The sequence below is a fragment of the Solibacillus sp. FSL K6-1554 genome (assembly GCF_038005185.1).
In the GTDB taxonomy this organism is placed as follows: domain Bacteria; phylum Bacillota; class Bacilli; order Bacillales_A; family Planococcaceae; genus Solibacillus; species Solibacillus silvestris.
The window spans coordinates 584,902-605,007 of the sequence record NZ_JBBOSS010000001.1 but is presented as its reverse complement, the minus strand read 5'-3'; the positions used below and the strand labels follow the sequence as shown (position 1 = coordinate 605,007).

The window sequence follows — 20,106 nt, the reverse complement described above, 5'->3', positions numbered from 1 at the left end:
CCGATTCGATCGGAGTTTCCAATTCAAAATGATATATGTAACGTTAAGGTGTTACAGTATATTGCGCACGTTCTCCACCGATAAGTTTCGGACGTGTTGTCGCTAACGTAATGACTGCATCGCCTAATTGCTTAACAGATGTTCGTAAAGGCACAGCAACCGCTTTTAAGTGCATGCCGATTAATGTTTGACCGATATCAATCCCGTAATGTGCTTGGATGGTTTCCACAATTACAGGATCATCCATTTGTGTAAAAGCGTATGCAGACATAGAGCCACCTGCTGTACGGACCGGAATGACCGAAACAGGTTCTAAATGGTACATTTTAGCAGCTGCAGCCTCGAGTGTCAGCGCTCGGTTAATATGCTCGCAGCCTTGGAAAACTAAGTGAATTTTATGTCTTTGCGCGAATATTGAAAATTCTTTGTATAGAACTTGCGCTACATCGAATGCACCAGCTGTTCCAATCTTCTCACCCATCACTTCCGATGTGGAACAGCCGATGACAAATAGCTGACCTTCAGAAAACTTCACTTGTTGCTCAAATTCGGATAATGCTTGCGCTAAATCTTTTTGCAAATCGTGTAAGTTTGTCATTGAATCACCATCTGTTACCCTTCTTCGATTTCAGTTATCTTTTCAACACGGCGAATATGACGACCGCCTTCAAACTGTGTATCCAACCAAGTTGCAACAATCTCACGTGCCAGCCCTGGACCGATTACACGCTCACCCATTGCTAAAACGTTTGAGTCATTGTGACAACGTGTCGCTTTTGCCGAGAACACGTCATGTACAAGTGCACAACGAATCCCTTTAAATTTGTTTGCAGCAATCGAAATCCCAATTCCAGTCCCGCAAATTAAAATTCCTCTGTCAAATTCCCCTGCAGCTACTCTCTCAGCTACTGGACGTGCATAGTCCGGGTAATCTACTGACTCGTCCGTTTGTGGACCAAAGTCTTCATAACTGATTGACATTTCATCAAGTAGTGACATAATCTCTTTACGTAAATTATTACCGCCGTGATCTGAAGAAATTGCAATTCTCATGAAGATCCCTCCTGCCTCGATTTTATTTACTTATTATATTCACCATCAGTGTACCATTTATTCCAGAAGAATAACACGTCTTTTCCGAATAACTTTCAAAATACATGCATAAAGACGAATATTACGACAACAATTATAGTGTATTGTTAACTTTTTAGTAATATTCTTATATTTATTCATTATTAATTATGGTAATGTTCAGCTTTACGTGAGTTTGTTATGTTAAAAAGCTTTTGCACAATTTGTTTTACTAAAAAAAGACCGCTCATTGACTATGAGCAGGCCTTTAACAATTATTGTAATGATAAAATATATTCTGCTACCGCTTCTTCTTCGCCATCTGCTGTACCCTTCGGCATTGCACCCTTACCATTGACTAGTACATTCACGATTTCCTCTTTTGATAAAGAAGTGTTCGTTAAGTCCGGTCCCATTGATCCCGTTAAGTCTCCACCATGACATCCTACACAGCTGGCATTTGCCACTTTTTCACCTGCCGAGACATCTGAAGTTTCAGCTGCGTCCTTTTCTCCGGATGATTCAGTCGATTCGGTTGGTGTAGAATCAACAGAATCTGTCGTATCCGCGTCCTCCGCATCACCACATGCAGCGAGACCTGCTACGACTACACCCATTAGTAACCAGTACTTCATCTTGTTCAATATAAATCCCCCCAGGACTAATTATTGTAAACAATAGTGTACCATACCCAGTCTTTTTGTTTTTGAAACGGGTTCGTGATTTTGAAAGCATGGTAGTGTTTATTAGAACTTTCACTTTGGATATTAGAAAATCGCCCACGTTTATTTGAACATCGATAACCTTTATTAGCAAATCTGAAAAGGATTTTAGAACAAGCAGCCAATATATTAGAAGATTGACATTTTATTAGAACTTTACCGCGGTTATTAGAAAATCTCACCTCGATATTAGAAAACATCCTTCAAATAAAAAATACCCAATAGATAAACCATGCCCGTTTATCCATTCGGTATTTTAAAACGATCTTCCCATCTACTGTGTGCGGTCGAATTGTTGAATCATTCGATAAAGCTCGGCAGACTGTTGCTTTAAATTACTTGCCAGTTCTTCTACTTGCTTGATCGCTTCAGCCTGTTCCAATGAAGCAGACGTTACTTCTTGAGCGCTTGCAGAAGTTTGTTCGGCAATTGCCGCCACTTCCTGTGACTGGTGTGATGTATGTTCGATATTTTTCATTTGCTGTGCGACTAAATCCGAGATTTGGACGACATCATCTGCCATTTCATAAACGGATTTTGTCATGCCTTCTACTGCCGACGTAGTTTCAGAAACACGTGACGATTCATTTACCGCAAATGATACTTGTTCGTTCATCTGTTTAACGACAACCGATACATTATGCTGCATTGTGTGGATCAATGTTGTAATCCCCTGAACAGCACTTGCACTCTCATCCGCCAGACCGCGCACTTCCTCTGCCACAACCGCAAAGCCTTTCCCATGCTCACCTGCTCGTGCAGCTTCAATCGATGCATTTAATGCAAGCAGATTCGTCTGTCCTGCGATATCGCCTACTAAACCTATAATCCGTTCAATCTGCTCGGCATTTTTTTCTAGCTCACGAATATTTACTAATGAATTTTCATTATCTGTTGCGATTTTTTTAATACTGTTTACAACGCCATGGATGGCATCTGTTGTAGACGTTAAGTTTGTTAAAAGATTTTTTGAGCGACTTGCTGTATGTAACGCTTTATTGTTCACTTCCGCAGCTAATGTGCGAACTTCTTCAATGGCTTCCACTGTTTCTTGAATGGCAACCGCCGAAGATTCAGCCCCCAATGAAATCTGGCTAATATTGCTTGTAATTTGCTCAGCGTTGTTCGTTACAGAAATACTTTCTTCCGACAGCTTCAAAATCGTTTCATCGGTTGACTTATAATTGTCTTCAATCCCGTTTACCATCTTGCGCAAATTGATCACCATTGTTTGGAATGCCTCTGCTACTGAACGGATTTCATCATTGGTTTTCGGCATTTCGACATCTTGTCCGATTTTACCTTCCGCTACATGGTTTGCACTGCGCTCCAATTGCTGTAATGGGCGAACAATGACTAAACCAAATACCGCAGCCAATGCACAAGACCAGAAGATCCCTAATAAATAGGTAATAATCTGAAATACGCTTGTGCTTGTCGATTCAAAAAACATTGGGCGTAAGTATTCGATAAATACAAAACTGCAAGTGTAGGTAATCAGCGCTAATATCCCGACAAATAATACGAGCTTCTTGCGCAGACTAAAGACCTTTTTCTGAGAGTTCATGTTAAATTTTATCCTCCAATTTCAATTTCGTTTCCAGCTTGTTGATTGCTTCGTTCAATTGCTCGTATGTTTGTTCATATACTTGCAGGTTTCCACCGAATGGATCTTGAATATCCAAGCCAGTTTCCATCGCTACATACTCATTTAGCGTAAACGTTTTATGTGCCGCTTCTTCTACTAAACGGAGGACCATCTCTTTATGAGCGGTCGTCATCGTTAAAATCAGGTCAGCCCATTGTGCATCTTCTACCGTAAATCGGGATGAACGGTGCGATTGCGAAATATTTTTTCTATGCAATATTTCCTTTGCGTTCAGGGACATGTCACTGCCTTCGTGAGCATAAATACCTGCTGAACGCACAGTAATATTCTCATAGTTTTTTGCTTGTAAAATTGCTGCTGCCATAGGACTTCTACACGTGTTGCCTGTACAAATAAAATAAATATTAATGTTCCTCACACCCTCTAATTTACCATTTTAGTAGCATCACACTCATAATAATCAAGAGGAGACCTGCTACTTTCTTTAATGCATTATTCTTAAATATTGGTGATTTTTGCGCTATTACCAATGCCGCATATGACAATATGAATGTCGAGAGGCCGGCACTAATAACAAAAACATATTTTTGTAAATTTAGCATACCAAAAGATAGGCTAACTGAAAAGGTGTCAATACTTGCAAAAATCGCAATTATCGGTAAAGACATCGCAGGAAAACTTTCATCTTTCTTCGAGAGCAGTAATTGCAGTCCAACAAAAAACAATAATAATGTAGAAAGACCTGATGCCCAGTTTGTTAAATAGACGGCAAGCCATTCCCCAAAGCGGTAACCGAGTAACGGAAAAAGCATATGTAAAAAGGCCGTCCATAAAGCTAATAACCATTTCGCCTTAACATTTGTAGCAATTAAATACAGTGCAACGACATCGAACGACATTAAGATCCCGGCAACTACTTCTTGCATCTATTCCCCTCTTCCACTAAGCGCTGTTGTAATTTATGCTTTTGGGCGGGGAAATATCCTTTTGTTTATACACAAAAACCACATCCCATTGTTATAAGATGTGGTTTGATTTTTTAAAGTGAATACCATTTGCCGCCTGCAGCTTTTTCCAGACGGTTCATAATCGCTGTACCAACACCGGTTTTTGATGTTGCTGTCGCTAAAATAATTGTAGCATCCGTTTTATCGCATGAACGCAATGCATCATATAGTGAAGCGCTCATTTGTTCGAGATCATGTGCACTTCCGAATGAAAAATAATAATCGGCCTCGATCTCTTCAAAGTTTTGCGGTGCCAATAAGGCCACTTTATGTACCGGTTTTAATTCGGCAATAGCCGTTTCAATCGCTTTTTTATTTGCTTCTATTAAATAGACAGGTGCATCCGGAGCATAATGGGTATATTTCATACCAGGCGCTTTCGGTGTCGAATCAATTTTCTGCTGTTCCAGACTTGGCTCAACAACTGGTCCAATTACTGCTTCGAGCATTTCTTTCGTCACTCCGCCCGGACGCAAAATAACGGGTGTATCCAGTGTGACATCCAAAACGGTCGATTCAAGTCCGATTCCCGTCACTCCTCCATCCAAAATACAAGGAATAATGTTTTGCAAATCCTCAAATACATGTTCAGCTTTCGTCGGGCTAGGCTTGCCGCTGCGATTCGCACTTGGCGCGGCTAACGGTTTCTTTAATGTTTGAAGAAGTTCCAGTGCTACTGGATGATCGGGCATACGAATTCCAACAGTATCTAATCCTGCCGTAACACTCGGCGCTAAAACATTCGGCTTAACATCCATAACAAGCGTCAATGGACCTGGCCAAAAAGCCTCCATACAATTTTGGGCAACTTCCGAAATATTTGTTGTATACAGCGATACTTCTTCCACCGTTCCGATATGAACAATCAATGGATTATCCGAAGGTCGTCCTTTTGCAGCGAATATTTTCTTCACTGCTTGCTCATTTGTCGCAACTGCACCCAAGCCATATACGGTTTCTGTCGGAAAAGCGACTATTTCGCCATTATTTAATAAATCCACAGCCTGTGTATAATTTTCTGAATTATCCACAAATTCATCCACATTTAATTGAAAAGTGTGCATTACTTTTCCTCCTTTCTCTAAATGTTCCGTTTAACTATCCACAAATTGTGAGTAAGTTGGATCATTTTCTACAAGTTCTTCTGTGTTTTGTGGATCACTTTTTTCCATATGTTTCTCCCACCATTCAGCAATAAAAAATGGCGGCCGTTCATTTTCCACCGGCTCATTAACTATACAAAGCGTTGGGAATACTGCACAGAACCAGTTTTCGCCACGACCTTGCCCAATAATGAAGTTAACAGAATAATATTCTTTTTGCGGATAAAACTGACCAGCCACCCATTTCGGAGGAATTAAGTTATCCCCAAACTTATAGGTAATTTTTAATTGTGGGTAAGTTTTCTGAATTTCCTGATACATGTTTTCCACACTGTGGATATCTTCTGAAAATTCAGGAGTATTTTGCAAATAGGTTTGAATTGTTTCCACTACCTCATACTTGATGAGTTGGTCGGCATTTGTCGAACTGTTGGCAATAACGCGGAATTTTAACTGGTCATTGCTTTCTCCTTGATCAATGCGGATATCATCTACGAAAGTAGGTATAAATGTAGCAGCACAATATAAAAATAAAACACTTATTAGTAATTTAGCAATCGCTAAAAATAGATTGGATTCATTTTGAATATCGTAATCATGTAACATAATCATTCCCCCTTGCAAACATTGTTTACAAGGAATCTATTTTTTATTCACTAATCTCACAAAAAACAATACGATCTTTTTTATTTATATCTTGAACGACTGATACATAGGCATTTGGAAAGCTTTTTTTGAAAAAATTCGCTACGGCTTCTCCCTGTGTATATCCTATTTCCAGACCAATTAACGCCGGCTTTTTCATAAGGGCCGGTAAGCTTTCTGCTAGTTTACGATAAAGCAAGAGTCCATCTTCATCTGCAAACAATGCCTGATGCGGTTCGTGAGCTACGACAACATCGGACATCTCCTCCATTTCCTCATAGGCGATATAAGGCGGATTCGAAAGTACAACATCCCATTTTTCATTCGCAATCGGTTCTGTTAAGTCGCCAAGCTTAAATTCAATTTCTGCCTGCAGCTGCTCAGCGTTTTTTTGTGCTGTTGCAAGTGCTGCAGGGGAAAGATCTGTTGCTGTTACATCAAGTTGTGGACATTCTTTTTTTATCGTAATAGCAATAGCACCACTGCCTGTCCCAATATCGGCAAACTTCAGCTTTTGATTATCCCCAAATAACTTGCGAATACGCTCAATCGTTCCGACAACCAGTTCTTCCGTTTCCGGACGAGGAATCAGTACCGATTCATCAACTACAAATGTACGGCCGTAAAATTCCTCTACACCCGTTATATATTGTACAGGAAGCCCTTTCACATGTTCTTGAATAAAATCATCGAACTGCTGTTGCTGCTCTTCAGGTAGAACATCGTGCATCTTCATCATTAAACCCGAATAGCTTGTCTGTAAAATATGCTGCAATAAAATTCTTGCGGCATTTCCTTCGCGACCGTTCTTCTCTAAAAAAGAAGAAGCCCCATTCAGGGCCTCAAAAATGGTTTTATGCATCTTCATTTAAATTTGATAAGCGTGTTGCCTGCTCATCTAAAATAAGTGCATCGATGATTTCATCCAATTTACCTTCAACGATTTGATCAAGTTTTTGAATCGTCAAACCAATTCGGTGATCTGTTACACGGTTTTGTGGATAGTTGTAAGTACGGATACGTTCAGAACGGTCGCCTGTTCCTACTGCTGTCTTACGTGTTGCATCGATTTCAGCCTGTGCTTCTTGACGGTGTTTATCCGCTACACGCGCTACTAAAATTTTCATCGCTTTTTCACGGTTCTTAATTTGTGAACGTTCATCTTGCATCGAAACGACAACACCTGTCGGTAAGTGGGTCATACGAACAGCTGACATCGTTGTATTTACCGACTGACCACCCGCACCAGATGAAGCGAATGTATCAACGCGAATATCTTTTTCATGAATTTCTACATCTTCTACATGAACTTCCGGTAAACATGCAACCGTAGCAGTTGATGTATGGATACGGCCTTGTGATTCTGTCGCCGGTACACGTTGAACACGGTGTGCGCCGTTTTCATATTTGAATTTCGAATAAGCACCTTGACCGTTAATCATTAAGATTACTTCTTTATAACCGCCTGCCGGGTTTGGTGTTGCTTCCATTACATCCACTTTCCAACCTTGCGTTTCCGCATAGCGTGTATACATACGGAATAAGTCACCTGCAAAAATGTTAGCCTCGTCACCGCCAGCAGCTCCGCGGATCTCCATAATTACGTTTTTCGAATCATTCGGGTCTTTAGGAATTAATAAAATTCGCAGACGCTCTTCTAATTCCGGAACTTGTTTATTTAAATCATTAAACTCTTCCTTCATCATCTCAAGCATTTCTGCATCTTTTTCAATTTCCATTAATTCGCGTGTATCTGCCAGTTGCTCTTTCACCGATTTGTATACACGGTATACATCTACCATTTCCTGAATATCGGATTGCTCTTTCGAATATTCGCGAAGCTTATTAGAATCGCTGACGATATCCGGGTCGCTTAGCAATTCATTTAATCTTTCGTAACGGTCTTCAACCGCCTGTAAACGATCAAACATCTATATTTCACCTCTAAAAGTTATTTTGTTATTAGTTGTATTTCACTCGTCTTCTCACGAGTCACGTTAAAATGCACCTTTACTAGTATAAAGAAATTTTGCGGTTGTTGCTACATCTATGTTGAACTTTCTTCATATCATTTACACATTGGCACTCATATATTTAAATTTTGTTGTGTCGTTTCAATATCTATTCTTCACCTAAAATTATAGTGGCGGATTGGAATGACATTTGCGGCAAACAGGGTAATAACTATCATTACCCCCAATTTGAATTTGATCACCTGTACGGACTGGTTTTTTATTTTCATCTACTCGTAAATTCATCGTCGCTTTCTTATGGCAGAACCAGCAAATTGTTTTCATTTCCTCAATTTTATCCGCGTAAATCGTCATATAACGGCTACCTTCAAACAGTTCGTTCTGGAAGTCATTTTTTAAGCCAAAGCCCATAACCGGAATGTTCAGCTCATCTACAATTTGAGTCAGCTGCAAAACATGTTCTTTTGTTAAAAATTGCACTTCATCAACTAGTACACAATATAATTTTCCTTCGTGTTTTTCCACGATTTCATATATATTTGTATCTTCAAAAACCGCAACTGCCGGACGTCTTAAACCAATTCGGCTTGAAACCGTACCGACTTCATCGCGCGTATCAATTCCTGAAGTAAAAATCATTACCGCTTTATTCTGTTCTTCATAATTGTGGGCAACTTTTAAAATTTCAATCGATTTCCCGCTATTCATCGCCCCATGTTTATAAAATAATTGCGCCATTTATTTATCCCCGTTTCTAAATAAAATTACAAGTTCGTTTTTCACCAACAAAAAACCTTGAGCATGAAACTCAAGGTCAACTTTTCACTTCTTTTATCTTAGCTAGTTTTTTGCCATTCGTCTATTGCAAAAGGTCCTCTATTTATTAGAATATTTCTCTTTAGAAAAACATATGCGAAAGTTTTCTAATATCTTCTAAATTCTTCTAATATATTTTTATTTTTTCTAATAAAAGTCTGAAGTTCTAATATAATATGTACATTTTCTACTATCCGGCGGAGGTTTTCAAATAAACGATTCAGATTTTCTAATAACCAGTAAAACTGTTCTAATACCTGCTCAATATCTTCTAATAAAATGAAATCAGTGCTTCAAAAAATTAAAAACCCATTTCCAGCAATGCGGAAATGGGCAGAGGTATTATTTCATACCATATTTTTTGTTGAAGCGATCTACACGTCCGTCAGCAGAAGCGAACTTTTGACGACCTGTATAGAATGGGTGACATTCGTTACAGAACTCGATTGAGATCTTTTCTTTAACTGAACCTGTTTCAAAAGAATTACCACAAGAGCAAGTTACTGTTGCTACTTTGTAATCTGGGTGGATACCTTGTTTCATATTCGTTTTCTCCTCTCGCCCTGAACCATCCGGAACAGAGTATTTTCGAACTGCACCTTACATAGCCCGAATATGTCACTACATACGTAATGTGTTGAGGTCAGCTATATATGTGCACGTTTCATACTTAAAGAAGTATAGCAAGTTTTAAAAAAGGTTGCAACTATTTTATATTATTTTACGAAATTGAATGTATGTAGTTCCTCACTAAATCAAGAACTTGATATCCATTCGAGCTCAATCTTCTAAAATCTATAACAACCCTTTACCGTTCGTAGCTTTCTTCATATCTGTATCAAGCTTTTCAAAGAATTCTTCGTTTGTTTTTGTTGTGCGTAGTTTGCGTAAGAACTTTTCACCAAAATCATGTGAATCGCTGAATGTTTTACGGATTGCCCATAATTTATCAAGCTGGTCTTTCGGAATAAGAAGCTCTTCTTTACGCGTACCTGAACGGCGGATATCGATTGCAGGGAAAATACGGCGTTCTGCCAAGCTGCGATCCAAGTGCAATTCCAGGTTACCCGTTCCTTTAAATTCTTCATAAATTACTTCGTCCATACGGCTGCCTGTATCAACAAGAGCAGTCGCTAAAATTGTTAAACTGCCGCCCTCTTCAATATTGCGGGCAGAACCGAAGAAACGTTTCGGACGGTGGAATGCAGCAGGGTCAATACCACCTGAAAGTGTACGGCCGCTTGGCGGAATCACTAAGTTATAGGCACGTGCCAAACGTGTGATCGAATCCATTAAAATAATAACATCGCGTTTTTGTTCTACTAGACGTCGTGCACGTTCCAATACGATCTCTGCTACTTTCACATGATTTTCAGGCACTTCATCAAACGTTGAAGAAACAACGTCCGCATTTACTGAGCGCTCGATATCCGTTACTTCTTCCGGACGCTCATCGATTAGCAGGACGATTAGTTCCGCTTCCGGATGGTTTGTCGTAATAGCGTTGGCAATTTCTTTTAATAAAGACGTTTTACCGGCTTTTGGCGGTGCCACAATTAATCCACGTTGACCAAAACCAACAGGCGCTACTAAATCCATAATACGTGTTGAAAGTTTTGTAGGTACTGTTTCCAACTTAATATGGCGATCCGGATAAAGGGGCGTTAACGCCGGGAAATGCACACGCTCTTTTGCAACTTCAGGATCTTCGCCATTTACAGCATCAACTTGCAATAGGCCATAATAACGTTCATTTTCTTTTGGCGGACGAACTTTACCTGAAACTTTATCACCATTTCGTAAATCGAAGCGACGAATTTGGGAAGCAGAAATGTAAATATCCTCTTTTGAAGGAGAATAGTTAATCGGGCGCAGGAATCCGAAGCCGTCTGTAGGAATAATTTCTAAAACACCTTCCATGAAGAAGAAACCTTCTTGTTCAGAGCGGGTTTTTAAGATTGCAAAAATTAGTTCCTTTTTATTTAGCTTACTAGCATTTGATAATTTGTATTGCTTCGCCAAAGCATATAATTCTTTTAATGTCATGCTTTCTAATTGAGCAATTGTTAATGCTGTCATACGTTTTCTCCAGTCTATTAAAATTTAATTTTTTAAGTTATTGAAAGATGTTTAGGAATTTGTGTAAGAGAAGTATACTACACTTTATTTGAAAGATGCCCAGTTTTTACACTGGGCATTTATTATATTATAGTGTAAGTAATTTGAAAGTGGGCATTTTCTATCTGAGGCTACTTACATTATACGGGAAGTTAAATTTGGTCATACTTTGGTTTTTTATCAATGCTGTGGCGTCCTTCGATAAAGCGTACTGTTCCTGTTTTTGCACGCATAACAACTGAATGTGTAAGTGCATAGGAACCTTTATATTGAACACCGCGTAAAAGCTCCGAATCTGTTACAGCTGTTGCTGCAAAAATAGCATCATCGCCTTTAACTAGGTCTTCCATCATTAATACTTTATCGACGTCGACTCCCATTTTTACGCAACGAGCAAGCTGTTCTTCATCTTCAGGTACTAGTTTCGCTTGGAAATCGCCACCTAAACATTTTAACGCAACTGCCGCAATAACGCCTTCTGGTGCACCACCCATACCGAACATAATATCGATACCAGTTTCATCGAATGCTGTGTTAATCGCTGCACCTACATCACCGTCTTGAATGAATTTAATACGTGCACCGGCTTCACGGATTTCATCGACAATATGCTGATGACGTGGACGGTCTAAAAGTGTTGCTACAACATCTGAAATATCTTTGTTTTTTGCTTTTGCCACTTGCAATAAGTTGTACGTAACAGAAGCGTTAATATCAACTTTACCTGCCGCTTCCGGCCCTACAGCTATTTTATCCATATACATATCAGGCGCATTTAATAGATTGCCTCGGTCTGCAATTGCCAGTACTGTCATCGCGCCATTTGTACCTTTTGCTACGATATTTGTACCTTCTAATGGATCTACTGCGATATCAACTTCAGGTCCGCCATTTCGAAGCCCTAATTCTTCACCGATATAAAGCATCGGTGCCTCATCCATTTCTCCTTCACCAATTACAACTGTCGCATGCATTGGGATTGTATCAAACATAACACGCATCGCTGTTGTTGCTGCGTCGTCCGCTTCGTTTTTAAGTCCGCGTCCCATCCATTTCGCTGATGCAATCGCTGCTGCTTCTGTTACACGTACTACTTCCATTGATAAACTACGTTCCATTTTGTGTTTGCCTCCTGTAATCGGTTAAAACCGATTTTAACAGCCTAAATTAACTGCTTTTTTGAATTGTATTATGAACTAACATATTTTTATTACCCAAATATATATTATCATACTCTCATCGTTGCGCGATTCGGATCACGAATTATAGCAAATTTATGCATTATTCTTTGTTTTAATGACAATGGACTCTTTACGAATATTTGCACCAATTGCACAAAGCTTTTCAATTAATGAACTATAGCCGCGTTCAATATGGTAGATATCGTGAATTTCTGTTTCACCTTTTGCGATAAGTCCAGCCAATACTAATGCAGCACCCGCGCGTAAATCTGTTGCCGTTACCGTGGATCCTTCCAAAGATGCAGGTCCTTGAATGATGGCCGTATTGCCTTCAACACGGGCTTTTGCACTCATACGTCGCAGTTCGTCTATATGCTTGAATCGGGCAGAATAAATTGTATCTGTAATCATCGATGTCCCTTCCGCCTGCGTCATTAAAACAGATAATGGCTGTTGAACATCAGTCGGGAATCCTGGATAGACCAGTGTTTTTACATCAACCGCCTGCAGGTTCTTTTGCTTTGAGATGTAGATGCTTTCCTCATTCTCTTCCACAGTTACACCCATTTCGCGAAGTTTAGCTGTTACGGCTTCCATGTGAAGCGGAATGACATTATCGACAAGTACACCATCACCAATCGCTGCAGCCATAATCATAAATGTAGCTGCTTCAATTCGATCCGGTATAATTGTATGTTTCGTACCTTTTAGCTCATCGACACCTTCAATACGGATAACGCTCGTTCCTGCGCCTTTAATATTGGCACCCATATTTGTTAAAAGTGTCGCAACATCAATAATCTCAGGCTCTTTCGCTGCATTCTCGATTGTAGTTTTCCCTTTTGCCCGCACTGCTGCCAGCATAATATTAATTGTTGCGCCGACACTTGCAACATCCAGATAAATTTTCGCACCAATTAATTCATCTGCGCGTAAGTAAATCGCACCGTGCTCATTTGTTACTTTTGCTCCTAAAGCTTCAAAACCTTTAATATGTTGATCGATTGGACGTGGCCCTAAAAAACACCCGCCTGGCATGCCGATTACCGCTTGTTTAAAACGTCCCAGCATGGCACCCATCATATAATAGGAAGCACGCAATTTTTTTACATTGCCGTTTGGCAGCGGCATCGCAACCATTTTTGATGGATCAATCGTCATCTTACCATTTTCGAATGTTACTTCTCCGCCAATTTCTTCTAGAAGTGCTTTTAACGTCCATGCATCTGAAATTTCTGGAATTCCCCCAATGGTAACGGAAGAATCTGCCAAAATTGATGCAGGAATTAAAGCAACTGCGCTATTTTTTGCACCGCTAACGGTTATTTTACCTTTTAGACGATTTCCGCCCTGAATTTTATAAACATCCATTTTGTGTTCTCCCTTACGATTGGACAAATTTCATCTTCATTCAGCAGAAGTCTACGGACATCTGCTGAATGAAGATGAGCTTCTGGCAGATGTCACAGATTTTTTAAAGGATGTTTTAATGAGGAAGTCAGCCTAAAAACGTCGCCGTGCGACAACGGCTGACTGACCCACGTCCTGTAGGCCTAAACTCAAAAAAATCTGGACACAATTACGCCGAGGCGTAATTGATAATAAGTCAACTGCTGTGAGTTATTCTTATTATTTCCCTTCTCGCTTTGCCCAATCCGCTAAAAATCCTTCAATTCCCTTGTCTGTTAATGGATGATTAAACAGTTGCTGTAAAACTTTGTATGGAGTTGTTGCAATATGTGCGCCAGCTAATGCAGCTTGCGTAATATGTTGCGGGTGACGAATAGATGCGGCAATAATTTCCGTTTCAATTTCGTGGATAGCAAACATTTCAGCAATTTCACGGATTAATTCTACGCCATCTTGACCAATATCATCTAGACGTCCTAAGAATGGAGAGACATAAGATGCGCCTGCACGTGCCGCCATCAATGCTTGATTTGCAGAGAAAATTAATGTCACGTTCGTTTTGATGCCTTTTTCAGAGAAGTGTTTACATGCTTTTAATCCTTCTGGTGTCATTGGAAGTTTTACAGTAATATTCGGGTGAATCGCAGCCAATTCTTCCCCTTCACGAATCATTCCTTCTGCGTCTAAAGAAATAACTTCACCAGAAACCGAGCCGTTTACTAACTCAGCAATTTCACGTAAGCGGTCGTGGAAATTCACGCCTGATTCCTTTGCAACTAATGATGGGTTCGTCGTTACACCTGAAAGAATCCCCCAAGAGTATGCTTCTTTAATTTCGTCAAAGTTTGCTGTATCGATAAAAAATTTCATTATAATAGCCTCCGATTTACATTTGATTATAAAAACACATCTCGCTCATTTGTGAACGAGATGTCTTATGTTGAAAAACACGTGTTCACAAAGAAAAGTACGCATAGTTTGTGCACTTTTCTTTTGTGGATTCATTTATCCCGCTTTAACGGGTGGTAAAAACTCTGCCTCTAAACTCAAGAAGCTTAGGCTTTTCCAGAGCTGCCGAATTCGCGCATTTTACCGATTACTGTCGCTTTAATCGCTTCACGAGCTGGACCTAAATATTTACGTGGATCATATGTTTTCTTATCATTTTCTAAAAACTCACGGATTACTTTCGTTGCCGAGATTTGGTTTTCTGTGTTTACATTAATTTTTGCTGTCCCTAAAGAAATTGAACGTTGAATATCTTTTGTCGGAATACCTGTTCCACCATGTAATACTAACGGAACATCTGTTAATGTTGAGATTTCTTCCATTTCAGCAAATCCTAAGTTTGGTTCGCCTTTGTAAGGACCGTGAACTGAACCTAATGCTGGAGCTAAACAGTCGATACCTGTAGCTTCAACTAATGTTTTACATTCTTGCGGGTTTGCGTACATAATGCCACCAATGACACCGTCTTCCTCGCCGCCTACAGTACCAAGTTCTGCTTCAACAGATACGCCTTTTGCATGCGCATAGTCGACAACTTCTTTAGTCGTTTGGATATTTTCTTCGAATGGATGATGTGAAGCGTCAATCATTACAGAAGTAAAACCAGCATCGATCGCTTCTTTACATTTATCGAAGCTTGAACCATGATCTAAATGAATTGCTACTGGAACAGTTGTTTTGTAGCTTTCCATTAAGCCTTCAACCATTTTTACAACAGCAATGAAACCGCCCATATATTTCCCGGCACCTTCAGAAACACCTAGAATTACTGGTGACTTTTCTTCTTCTGCTGCTTGTAAAATGGCTTGCGTCCATTCTAAATTGTTAATATTGAATTGACCTACTGCATAACCTTCTGCTTTTGCTTTAATTAACATTTCTTTCATTGAAACTAATGCCATTATTAAAATCCTCCTCGAAGATACATAAATAGTTTGCTGCTAGAAAAACATAGTTTGCGCAAAATGCTTTTTTTAAGTATTTTTTTCATCGTCTATTCTATGCAAAATCACATGAATTGACAAAAACATTTAGATTAATCATAACAAAAACAGACAGTATGCGCTACTGCCTGCTCGCCTGTTTCATTTATATTTTTTCAGCCTTTTCTACTAGTTTATTAACTTCATCACGTACTTCAAAAATATTAAAAGGTTTTGTAAAGTATTTCAACACACCTAATTCGTTTGCAGTGTCCATCATATGCTGTTCAACATAAGCAGTCATCATCATTACAGGCAGCTCCGGGTGTTCTTCTTTCAAACGTGCTAAAATTTCCAGACCGTCCATTCCGGGTATTTTCATATCCAGTAGAACACAATCGAGCTCATTTTCCTGTGCAATTTTTATTGCATCAAAACCGTTTGCCGCTAAATAAGTCGTAAATCCTTCTTTTTTAAACACTTCATTTAGAAGCATCCTTATCCCCTGCTGATCATCTACTATTAGTATCCCCTTCAATGTGATCCCCCATTACAATAATAATTTATCCCGCATTAACGGGTAGTAAGACTCCCGCCTCTAGACTTCTCAAGGGCGAAAAGGATAGGCGGTAGCTCAACTACCCCTAAATGTCCGATCGGTTCAACTAACAATCAGTGGGCAAGAAAACCCCACTGATTGAAGTTTCACTTTATATAAGTTACATTCTATTACTAAATTGATTTCCCCTCTTTTATAGAGAGAGTTTGTGCTTTTGCTTTTTTTGTGCACAATTTTATAATAACTTTGAGGTGTAAATATGTCTAAAATTTTAACTACGCAATTAACAGGCCTTCTACAGCGCATACAGCAAACTGAAGAAGAATCAATTGAGGAAACTGCACGATTATTGGCACAGGCAGCAATCGGACAAGGAACAATTTACTTTGCGGCATTTGGTGAAATGGAAGCTGTTGCGGTAAATGCAGAGCTTGGTGCGGGTACATTCACTAAATTTGCACGTTATACAGAAGAGGTCGAACTAATGCCTGCTGACCGTGTGATTATTTTTACGCGTCATGCTACAGATGAACAAGCATTAAAGCTCGCACAGCAACTGCATGCAGAATTCATTCCATTTGCGGCTGTCGCAAGTGAAGTGGCCAGTGACGACAATCCGTTAAGCGACCTTGCTTATACGTATATTTCATTAAAAGTGCGTGGCGGCATTTTACCGCATCCGACAAAGCTCGGCGAACGCATCGTTTTTCCGCATCTTATAGCAGCTTTATATATTTATGAAGCGATTAAGATGGAATTCGATGAAATGCTCGTAGACGATGATGAAGAGGATGACGAATTAATGGACGGCCATCCATCACCATTCGCATAAATTATTGGCGAACTCTTAATCCATACTGGTATGGGGGTCGTCTTTTGTATTTTTGAATTTATATGCGCCTTTCTTTGATATAGAAGGAAAATTAGTTGTTCGGAGTGAAGACGGCGACTCCCAGGGGACAAGCACGTGGGAGAGACTTGGAACAAAAGCTAGGAGCGCCACGTCCTGTGGCAACGCTTTTCTGACCAACATCGTGTTGGCCTCGTGCCCCCAGGAAAGCGTCCGCCGTAACGGAGAACAACGGATACAAAGTATGTATACAAATTAAGCAGCTCAAACTTTACTATCGTAAAATTGAGCTGCTTTTAATTTTGGAACTGCTTTTGCCCCAACTCTTTATTTTTTATTATTAAATGCTGCGCCAACAAACTCACGGAATAATGGTTGTGGACGTTGTGGTCGTGAAATTAATTCCGGGTGGAACTGACCCGCAACAAAGAATTTCTTCTCTGGTAGTTCAACAATTTCTACTAATTTGTTGTTAGGAGATAATCCTGAGAATACCATACCTTCCGCTTCCATTGCTTCACGGAATTCATTGTTGAACTCGTAACGGTGACGGTGACGTTCGTATACTAACTCTTCACCATTGTAAGCCGCGCGTGCACGAGATCCTTCTTTTAATTTACATGGATATAAACCAAGACGTAATGTTCCGCCGATATCTGTATCTTCTGTTTGATCTGGCAAGAAATCGATAATCGGATACTTCGTGTTTTTGTCCAGTTCTGTTGAATGTGCGCCTTCCAAGCCCATAACATTACGAGCAAATTCTACTGTCGCCATTTGCATACCTAGGCAAATACCGAAGAACGGTACATCGTTTTCACGTGCATAACGGATAGATTCGATTTTCCCTTCAACACCACGGTCGCCGAAACCACCTGGTACTAAAATACCGTCTGCTTGTCCTAGCAACTCATCAACATTTTCCGCTGTAACATGCTCAGCATTGATCCAGTCGATTTCGATATCCGAATTGTATACATAACCTGCATGTTTTAATGCTTCAACAACTGAAATATAAGCATCTTGCAATTCTACGTATTTCCCTACTAAAGCGATACGTGTTTTGTGCTCCAAGTTTTTCACTAAATGTACAAGCTCTTTCCAATCTGTCATATCTGCTTTCGGTGCTGTAATACCGAAATGATCAAGAACGATTTGGTCAAAGCCTTGTGCATGAAGATTTAATGGAACTTCGTATAAATGTTCTGCATCACGTGATTCGATAATATCAGAAGGTTTTACGTCACAGAATAACGCGATTTTTTCTTTCATGTCCTGCGGCACTGGTTGTTCTGTACGTAATACGATAATATTTGGCTGAATACCTAATGAACGCAACTCTTTAACAGAGTGCTGTGTCGGTTTTGTTTTCATTTCACCAGCAGCTGCAATATAAGGCATTAATGTACAGTGGATGTACATTACATTTTCATGGCCTAAATCACGGCGCATTTGACGAATCGCTTCAAGGAATGAAAGTGATTCAAAGTCACCTACTGTACCACCGATTTCCGTAATAACAACATCAGCAGAAGTTTCACGGCCAGCACGTTGTACACGGTCTTTAATTTCATTTGTTACGTGAGGAATTACTTGAACTGTACCACCATTGTAGTCACCGCGGCGCTCTTTATTTAGTACCGATTGATATACTTTACCTGAAGTAACAGTTGAGTGTTTACCAAGATTAATATCGATGAATCGCTCATAGTGACCTAAGTCTAGGTCCGCTTCTGCACCATCATCTGTAACGAATACTTCACCATGCTGGTAAGGGCTCATTGTACCTGGATCAATATTTAAATATGGATCAAATTTTTGAATTGTTACTTCCAATCCACGATTTTTTAATAAACGACCTAATGATGCTGCTACAATCCCTTTACCAAGTGATGAAACTACCCCACCTGTTACGAAAATATACTTTGTCATACAAATTCCTCCTTCTTTTAAAACAAATTAGAAAAACACTCTATTGCTTCCTAAATGCAAGGGAATGTTTTTCTAATAAAGTGAAACTACCAATCATTGGGGATTTTAGCTCATCCCCTCGGATTATTAGTTGAACCAATCTGGATTTTACGGGGAGTTGATCTCCCGCGGAGTCTTACCACCCGTTAATGCGGGATAAAAACGCCAGAAAAAATAAAAAACGCTCCTCCTGCACTATTTTGCAGGGGGAGCGTATAACTTATACGGTCAATCTCCTTTTTAAAGGAGCCCAAGTAAAAGATTATACGGAACTGAAATAGAAGTCAAGCACTTTCAATTTCCAATGTGAAAATACTTATTTTAACTCTTCGTCTTCTTCGTCTAACTCTTCATCTATTTCTTCTTCATCATCATCCTCGATAATAAATGTATCATCTTCATCGATTAGTTCTTCATCGATGTCAGGATCGATTTCTTCAATGTCTTCTTCAACGAAGTCGATGTCCTCATCCACTTCTTCCTCTTCTTCTTCGTCGTCAACGAATTCATCGTAATCTTCCTCGAATAATACATCCTCTTCTTCAAGGTCGATAACTTCATCTTCATCTTCGTCGTCAACAGCTTTTGCTTTCTTCTTACGTGTCTTAATTGTTGGCGCTGTTTCTTCTTCGATTGTTTCTACTTTATACCACTCACGTAAACCCCAGCCATTTTCTTGGTTTAATAAAAAACGGCCTTCTACGTTTAAGTCAGTATAAAATTGTACTAAACGTGATTTTAAATCTTCATCCGAAATCCCATTTAATGCTTGAATACCTTTTAATAATTCATTTAATGGCATTGCTTGTTTTTTATCTTCTAATAGTGCGTATGCTAAGTCGATTAATGACTCTTCTGCTAATTGTTCATCTGTCATACCACGAAAGTTCAAATCGTGCACGTCCTTTCCATCCTTACATGTCTATTTATCAATTACGACTCGGCGTAATTGCGTCTGGATTCGTCTTCCAAATCCTTACCATCTGCCGAAGATCTTATACCCGTTCTGCTGTTGCTTGTACAACAACTGGATGGATATAAGCATAATACCCATTATATACAAACATGCTATCACTATGCTAGTTTCATTTCTTGTTTTTTAAATTTGTTACTTTTTTATAGGCAACATAAAATAAAATA

21 protein-coding genes are annotated in these 20,106 nt (G+C 39.5%); 1 reads left to right on the top strand and 20 read right to left on the bottom strand.

Annotation, left to right across the window (positions count from 1 at the left end):
- Positions 1-43: 43 nt before the first annotated feature.
- The 18 genes from MHB58_RS03020 to MHB58_RS02935 all read right to left on the bottom strand — a co-directional run bounded on the left by MHB58_RS03020 (position 44) and on the right by MHB58_RS02935 (position 16,124).
- Positions 44-598: a TIGR01440 family protein gene (locus MHB58_RS03020; RefSeq protein WP_065216613.1), complete on the bottom strand. Its 555-nt coding sequence runs from the start codon at positions 596-598 to the stop codon at positions 44-46.
- 14 nt (positions 599-612) lie between these two features.
- Entirely contained in the window at positions 613-1,053 is a 441-nt protein-coding gene (rpiB, locus tag MHB58_RS03015) for a ribose 5-phosphate isomerase B (protein WP_008404461.1), read from the bottom strand.
- A gap of 293 nt (positions 1,054-1,346) precedes the next feature.
- Positions 1,347-1,706 carry a c-type cytochrome gene (locus tag MHB58_RS03010; protein ID WP_232504567.1) on the bottom strand — a complete coding sequence of 120 codons (360 nt, stop codon included), beginning with the start codon at positions 1,704-1,706 and terminating at the stop codon, positions 1,347-1,349.
- Positions 1,707-2,067: 361 nt separating this feature from the next.
- The gene (locus MHB58_RS03005; RefSeq protein WP_340734636.1) at positions 2,068-3,360 is read right to left on the bottom strand and encodes a methyl-accepting chemotaxis protein; all 1,293 of its coding nucleotides are present in this window, start codon (positions 3,358-3,360) and stop codon (positions 2,068-2,070) included.
- Position 3,361: 1 nt separating this feature from the next.
- On the bottom strand, positions 3,362-3,811 hold the full coding sequence (locus MHB58_RS03000; protein ID WP_081483473.1) for a low molecular weight protein arginine phosphatase: 450 nt from the start codon (positions 3,809-3,811) through the stop codon (positions 3,362-3,364).
- Positions 3,812-3,830: 19 nt separating this feature from the next.
- Positions 3,831-4,328, bottom strand: a complete 498-nt coding sequence (locus MHB58_RS02995; RefSeq protein WP_008404468.1) for a manganese efflux pump — start codon at positions 4,326-4,328, stop codon at positions 3,831-3,833.
- A 113-nt stretch (positions 4,329-4,441) separates the two neighbouring features.
- Positions 4,442-5,473 (bottom strand): L-threonylcarbamoyladenylate synthase, encoded by a 1,032-nt coding sequence (locus MHB58_RS02990; RefSeq protein WP_014824732.1) that lies wholly within the window; start codon positions 5,471-5,473, stop codon positions 4,442-4,444.
- Between the two features lie 30 nt (positions 5,474-5,503).
- Complete coding sequence (locus tag MHB58_RS02985) at positions 5,504-6,118, bottom strand: stage II sporulation protein R (protein ID WP_008404472.1); 615 nt, start codon at positions 6,116-6,118, stop codon at positions 5,504-5,506.
- A gap of 43 nt (positions 6,119-6,161) precedes the next feature.
- Positions 6,162-7,025: a peptide chain release factor N(5)-glutamine methyltransferase gene (gene prmC / locus MHB58_RS02980; RefSeq protein ID WP_041865795.1), complete on the bottom strand. Its 864-nt coding sequence runs from the start codon at positions 7,023-7,025 to the stop codon at positions 6,162-6,164.
- Positions 7,012-8,088 carry a peptide chain release factor 1 gene (prfA, locus tag MHB58_RS02975; RefSeq protein WP_008404476.1) on the bottom strand — a complete coding sequence of 359 codons (1,077 nt, stop codon included), beginning with the start codon at positions 8,086-8,088 and terminating at the stop codon, positions 7,012-7,014. The genes prmC and prfA overlap by 14 nt, the downstream gene beginning before the upstream one ends.
- A 207-nt stretch (positions 8,089-8,295) precedes the next feature.
- Complete coding sequence (locus MHB58_RS02970) at positions 8,296-8,868, bottom strand: thymidine kinase (protein ID WP_008404479.1); 573 nt, start codon at positions 8,866-8,868, stop codon at positions 8,296-8,298.
- A gap of 420 nt (positions 8,869-9,288) precedes the next feature.
- Positions 9,289-9,489: a 50S ribosomal protein L31 gene (gene rpmE / locus MHB58_RS02965; protein ID WP_008404481.1), complete on the bottom strand. Its 201-nt coding sequence runs from the start codon at positions 9,487-9,489 to the stop codon at positions 9,289-9,291.
- A 252-nt stretch (positions 9,490-9,741) separates the two neighbouring features.
- Positions 9,742-11,025 (bottom strand): transcription termination factor Rho, encoded by a 1,284-nt coding sequence (gene rho, locus MHB58_RS02960; protein ID WP_008404483.1) that lies wholly within the window; start codon positions 11,023-11,025, stop codon positions 9,742-9,744.
- 191 nt (positions 11,026-11,216) lie between these two features.
- Positions 11,217-12,182 carry a class II fructose-bisphosphatase gene (gene glpX, locus MHB58_RS02955; RefSeq protein ID WP_008404484.1) on the bottom strand — a complete coding sequence of 322 codons (966 nt, stop codon included), beginning with the start codon at positions 12,180-12,182 and terminating at the stop codon, positions 11,217-11,219.
- A 156-nt stretch (positions 12,183-12,338) separates the two neighbouring features.
- Positions 12,339-13,616 (bottom strand): UDP-N-acetylglucosamine 1-carboxyvinyltransferase, encoded by a 1,278-nt coding sequence (locus tag MHB58_RS02950; protein ID WP_008404487.1) that lies wholly within the window; start codon positions 13,614-13,616, stop codon positions 12,339-12,341.
- 258 nt (positions 13,617-13,874) lie between these two features.
- Positions 13,875-14,525 (bottom strand): fructose-6-phosphate aldolase, encoded by a 651-nt coding sequence (gene fsa, locus MHB58_RS02945; RefSeq protein WP_008404490.1) that lies wholly within the window; start codon positions 14,523-14,525, stop codon positions 13,875-13,877.
- Between the two features lie 185 nt (positions 14,526-14,710).
- Positions 14,711-15,565, bottom strand: coding sequence for a class II fructose-bisphosphate aldolase (locus tag MHB58_RS02940; RefSeq protein WP_008404492.1), 855 nt, complete (start codon positions 15,563-15,565; stop codon positions 14,711-14,713).
- Positions 15,566-15,752: 187 nt separating this feature from the next.
- Positions 15,753-16,124, bottom strand: a complete 372-nt coding sequence (locus MHB58_RS02935) for a response regulator (RefSeq protein WP_081483462.1) — start codon at positions 16,122-16,124, stop codon at positions 15,753-15,755.
- Positions 16,125-16,404: 280 nt separating this feature from the next.
- On the opposite strand from MHB58_RS02935, the gene MHB58_RS02930 reads away from it, so the two are divergent.
- Complete coding sequence (locus MHB58_RS02930) at positions 16,405-16,977, top strand: DUF2529 domain-containing protein (RefSeq protein WP_014824734.1); 573 nt, start codon at positions 16,405-16,407, stop codon at positions 16,975-16,977.
- 345 nt (positions 16,978-17,322) lie between these two features.
- Here the strand turns inward: MHB58_RS02930 and MHB58_RS02925 are convergent, their stop codons facing one another.
- Together MHB58_RS02925 and rpoE are read right to left on the bottom strand one after the other, a co-directional pair.
- Positions 17,323-18,927 (bottom strand): CTP synthase, encoded by a 1,605-nt coding sequence (locus tag MHB58_RS02925; RefSeq protein WP_008404498.1) that lies wholly within the window; start codon positions 18,925-18,927, stop codon positions 17,323-17,325.
- A 355-nt stretch (positions 18,928-19,282) separates the two neighbouring features.
- Positions 19,283-19,867 carry a DNA-directed RNA polymerase subunit delta gene (gene rpoE, locus MHB58_RS02920; RefSeq protein ID WP_008404501.1) on the bottom strand — a complete coding sequence of 195 codons (585 nt, stop codon included), beginning with the start codon at positions 19,865-19,867 and terminating at the stop codon, positions 19,283-19,285.
- Between the last annotated feature and the right edge of the window lie 239 nt (positions 19,868-20,106).

Excerpts from the sequence above, each read along its gene's own strand:
- MHB58_RS03020 (WP_065216613.1), bottom strand. The coding sequence starts at position 598 with ATGACAAACTTACACGATTTGCAAAAAGATTTAGCGCAAGCATTATCC.
- rpiB (WP_008404461.1), bottom strand. The coding sequence starts at position 1,053 with ATGAGAATTGCAATTTCTTCAGATCACGGCGGTAATAATTTACGTAAA.
- MHB58_RS03010 (WP_232504567.1), bottom strand. The coding sequence starts at position 1,706 with ATGAAGTACTGGTTACTAATGGGTGTAGTCGTAGCAGGTCTCGCTGCA.
- MHB58_RS03005 (WP_340734636.1), bottom strand. The coding sequence starts at position 3,360 with ATGAACTCTCAGAAAAAGGTCTTTAGTCTGCGCAAGAAGCTCGTATTA.
- MHB58_RS02995 (WP_008404468.1), bottom strand. The coding sequence starts at position 4,328 with ATGCAAGAAGTAGTTGCCGGGATCTTAATGTCGTTCGATGTCGTTGCA.
- MHB58_RS02990 (WP_014824732.1), bottom strand. The coding sequence starts at position 5,473 with ATGCACACTTTTCAATTAAATGTGGATGAATTTGTGGATAATTCAGAA.
- MHB58_RS02985 (WP_008404472.1), bottom strand. The coding sequence starts at position 6,118 with ATGTTACATGATTACGATATTCAAAATGAATCCAATCTATTTTTAGCG.
- prmC (WP_041865795.1), bottom strand. The coding sequence starts at position 7,025 with ATGAAGATGCATAAAACCATTTTTGAGGCCCTGAATGGGGCTTCTTCT.
- prfA (WP_008404476.1), bottom strand. The coding sequence starts at position 8,088 with ATGTTTGATCGTTTACAGGCGGTTGAAGACCGTTACGAAAGATTAAAT.
- MHB58_RS02970 (WP_008404479.1), bottom strand. The coding sequence starts at position 8,868 with ATGGCGCAATTATTTTATAAACATGGGGCGATGAATAGCGGGAAATCG.
- rpmE (WP_008404481.1), bottom strand. The coding sequence starts at position 9,489 with ATGAAACAAGGTATCCACCCAGATTACAAAGTAGCAACAGTAACTTGC.
- rho (WP_008404483.1), bottom strand. The coding sequence starts at position 11,025 with ATGACAGCATTAACAATTGCTCAATTAGAAAGCATGACATTAAAAGAA.
- glpX (WP_008404484.1), bottom strand. The coding sequence starts at position 12,182 with ATGGAACGTAGTTTATCAATGGAAGTAGTACGTGTAACAGAAGCAGCA.
- MHB58_RS02950 (WP_008404487.1), bottom strand. The coding sequence starts at position 13,616 with ATGGATGTTTATAAAATTCAGGGCGGAAATCGTCTAAAAGGTAAAATA.
- fsa (WP_008404490.1), bottom strand. The coding sequence starts at position 14,525 with ATGAAATTTTTTATCGATACAGCAAACTTTGACGAAATTAAAGAAGCA.
- MHB58_RS02940 (WP_008404492.1), bottom strand. The coding sequence starts at position 15,565 with ATGGCATTAGTTTCAATGAAAGAAATGTTAATTAAAGCAAAAGCAGAA.
- MHB58_RS02930 (WP_014824734.1), top strand. The coding sequence starts at position 16,405 with ATGTCTAAAATTTTAACTACGCAATTAACAGGCCTTCTACAGCGCATA.
- MHB58_RS02925 (WP_008404498.1), bottom strand. The coding sequence starts at position 18,927 with ATGACAAAGTATATTTTCGTAACAGGTGGGGTAGTTTCATCACTTGGT.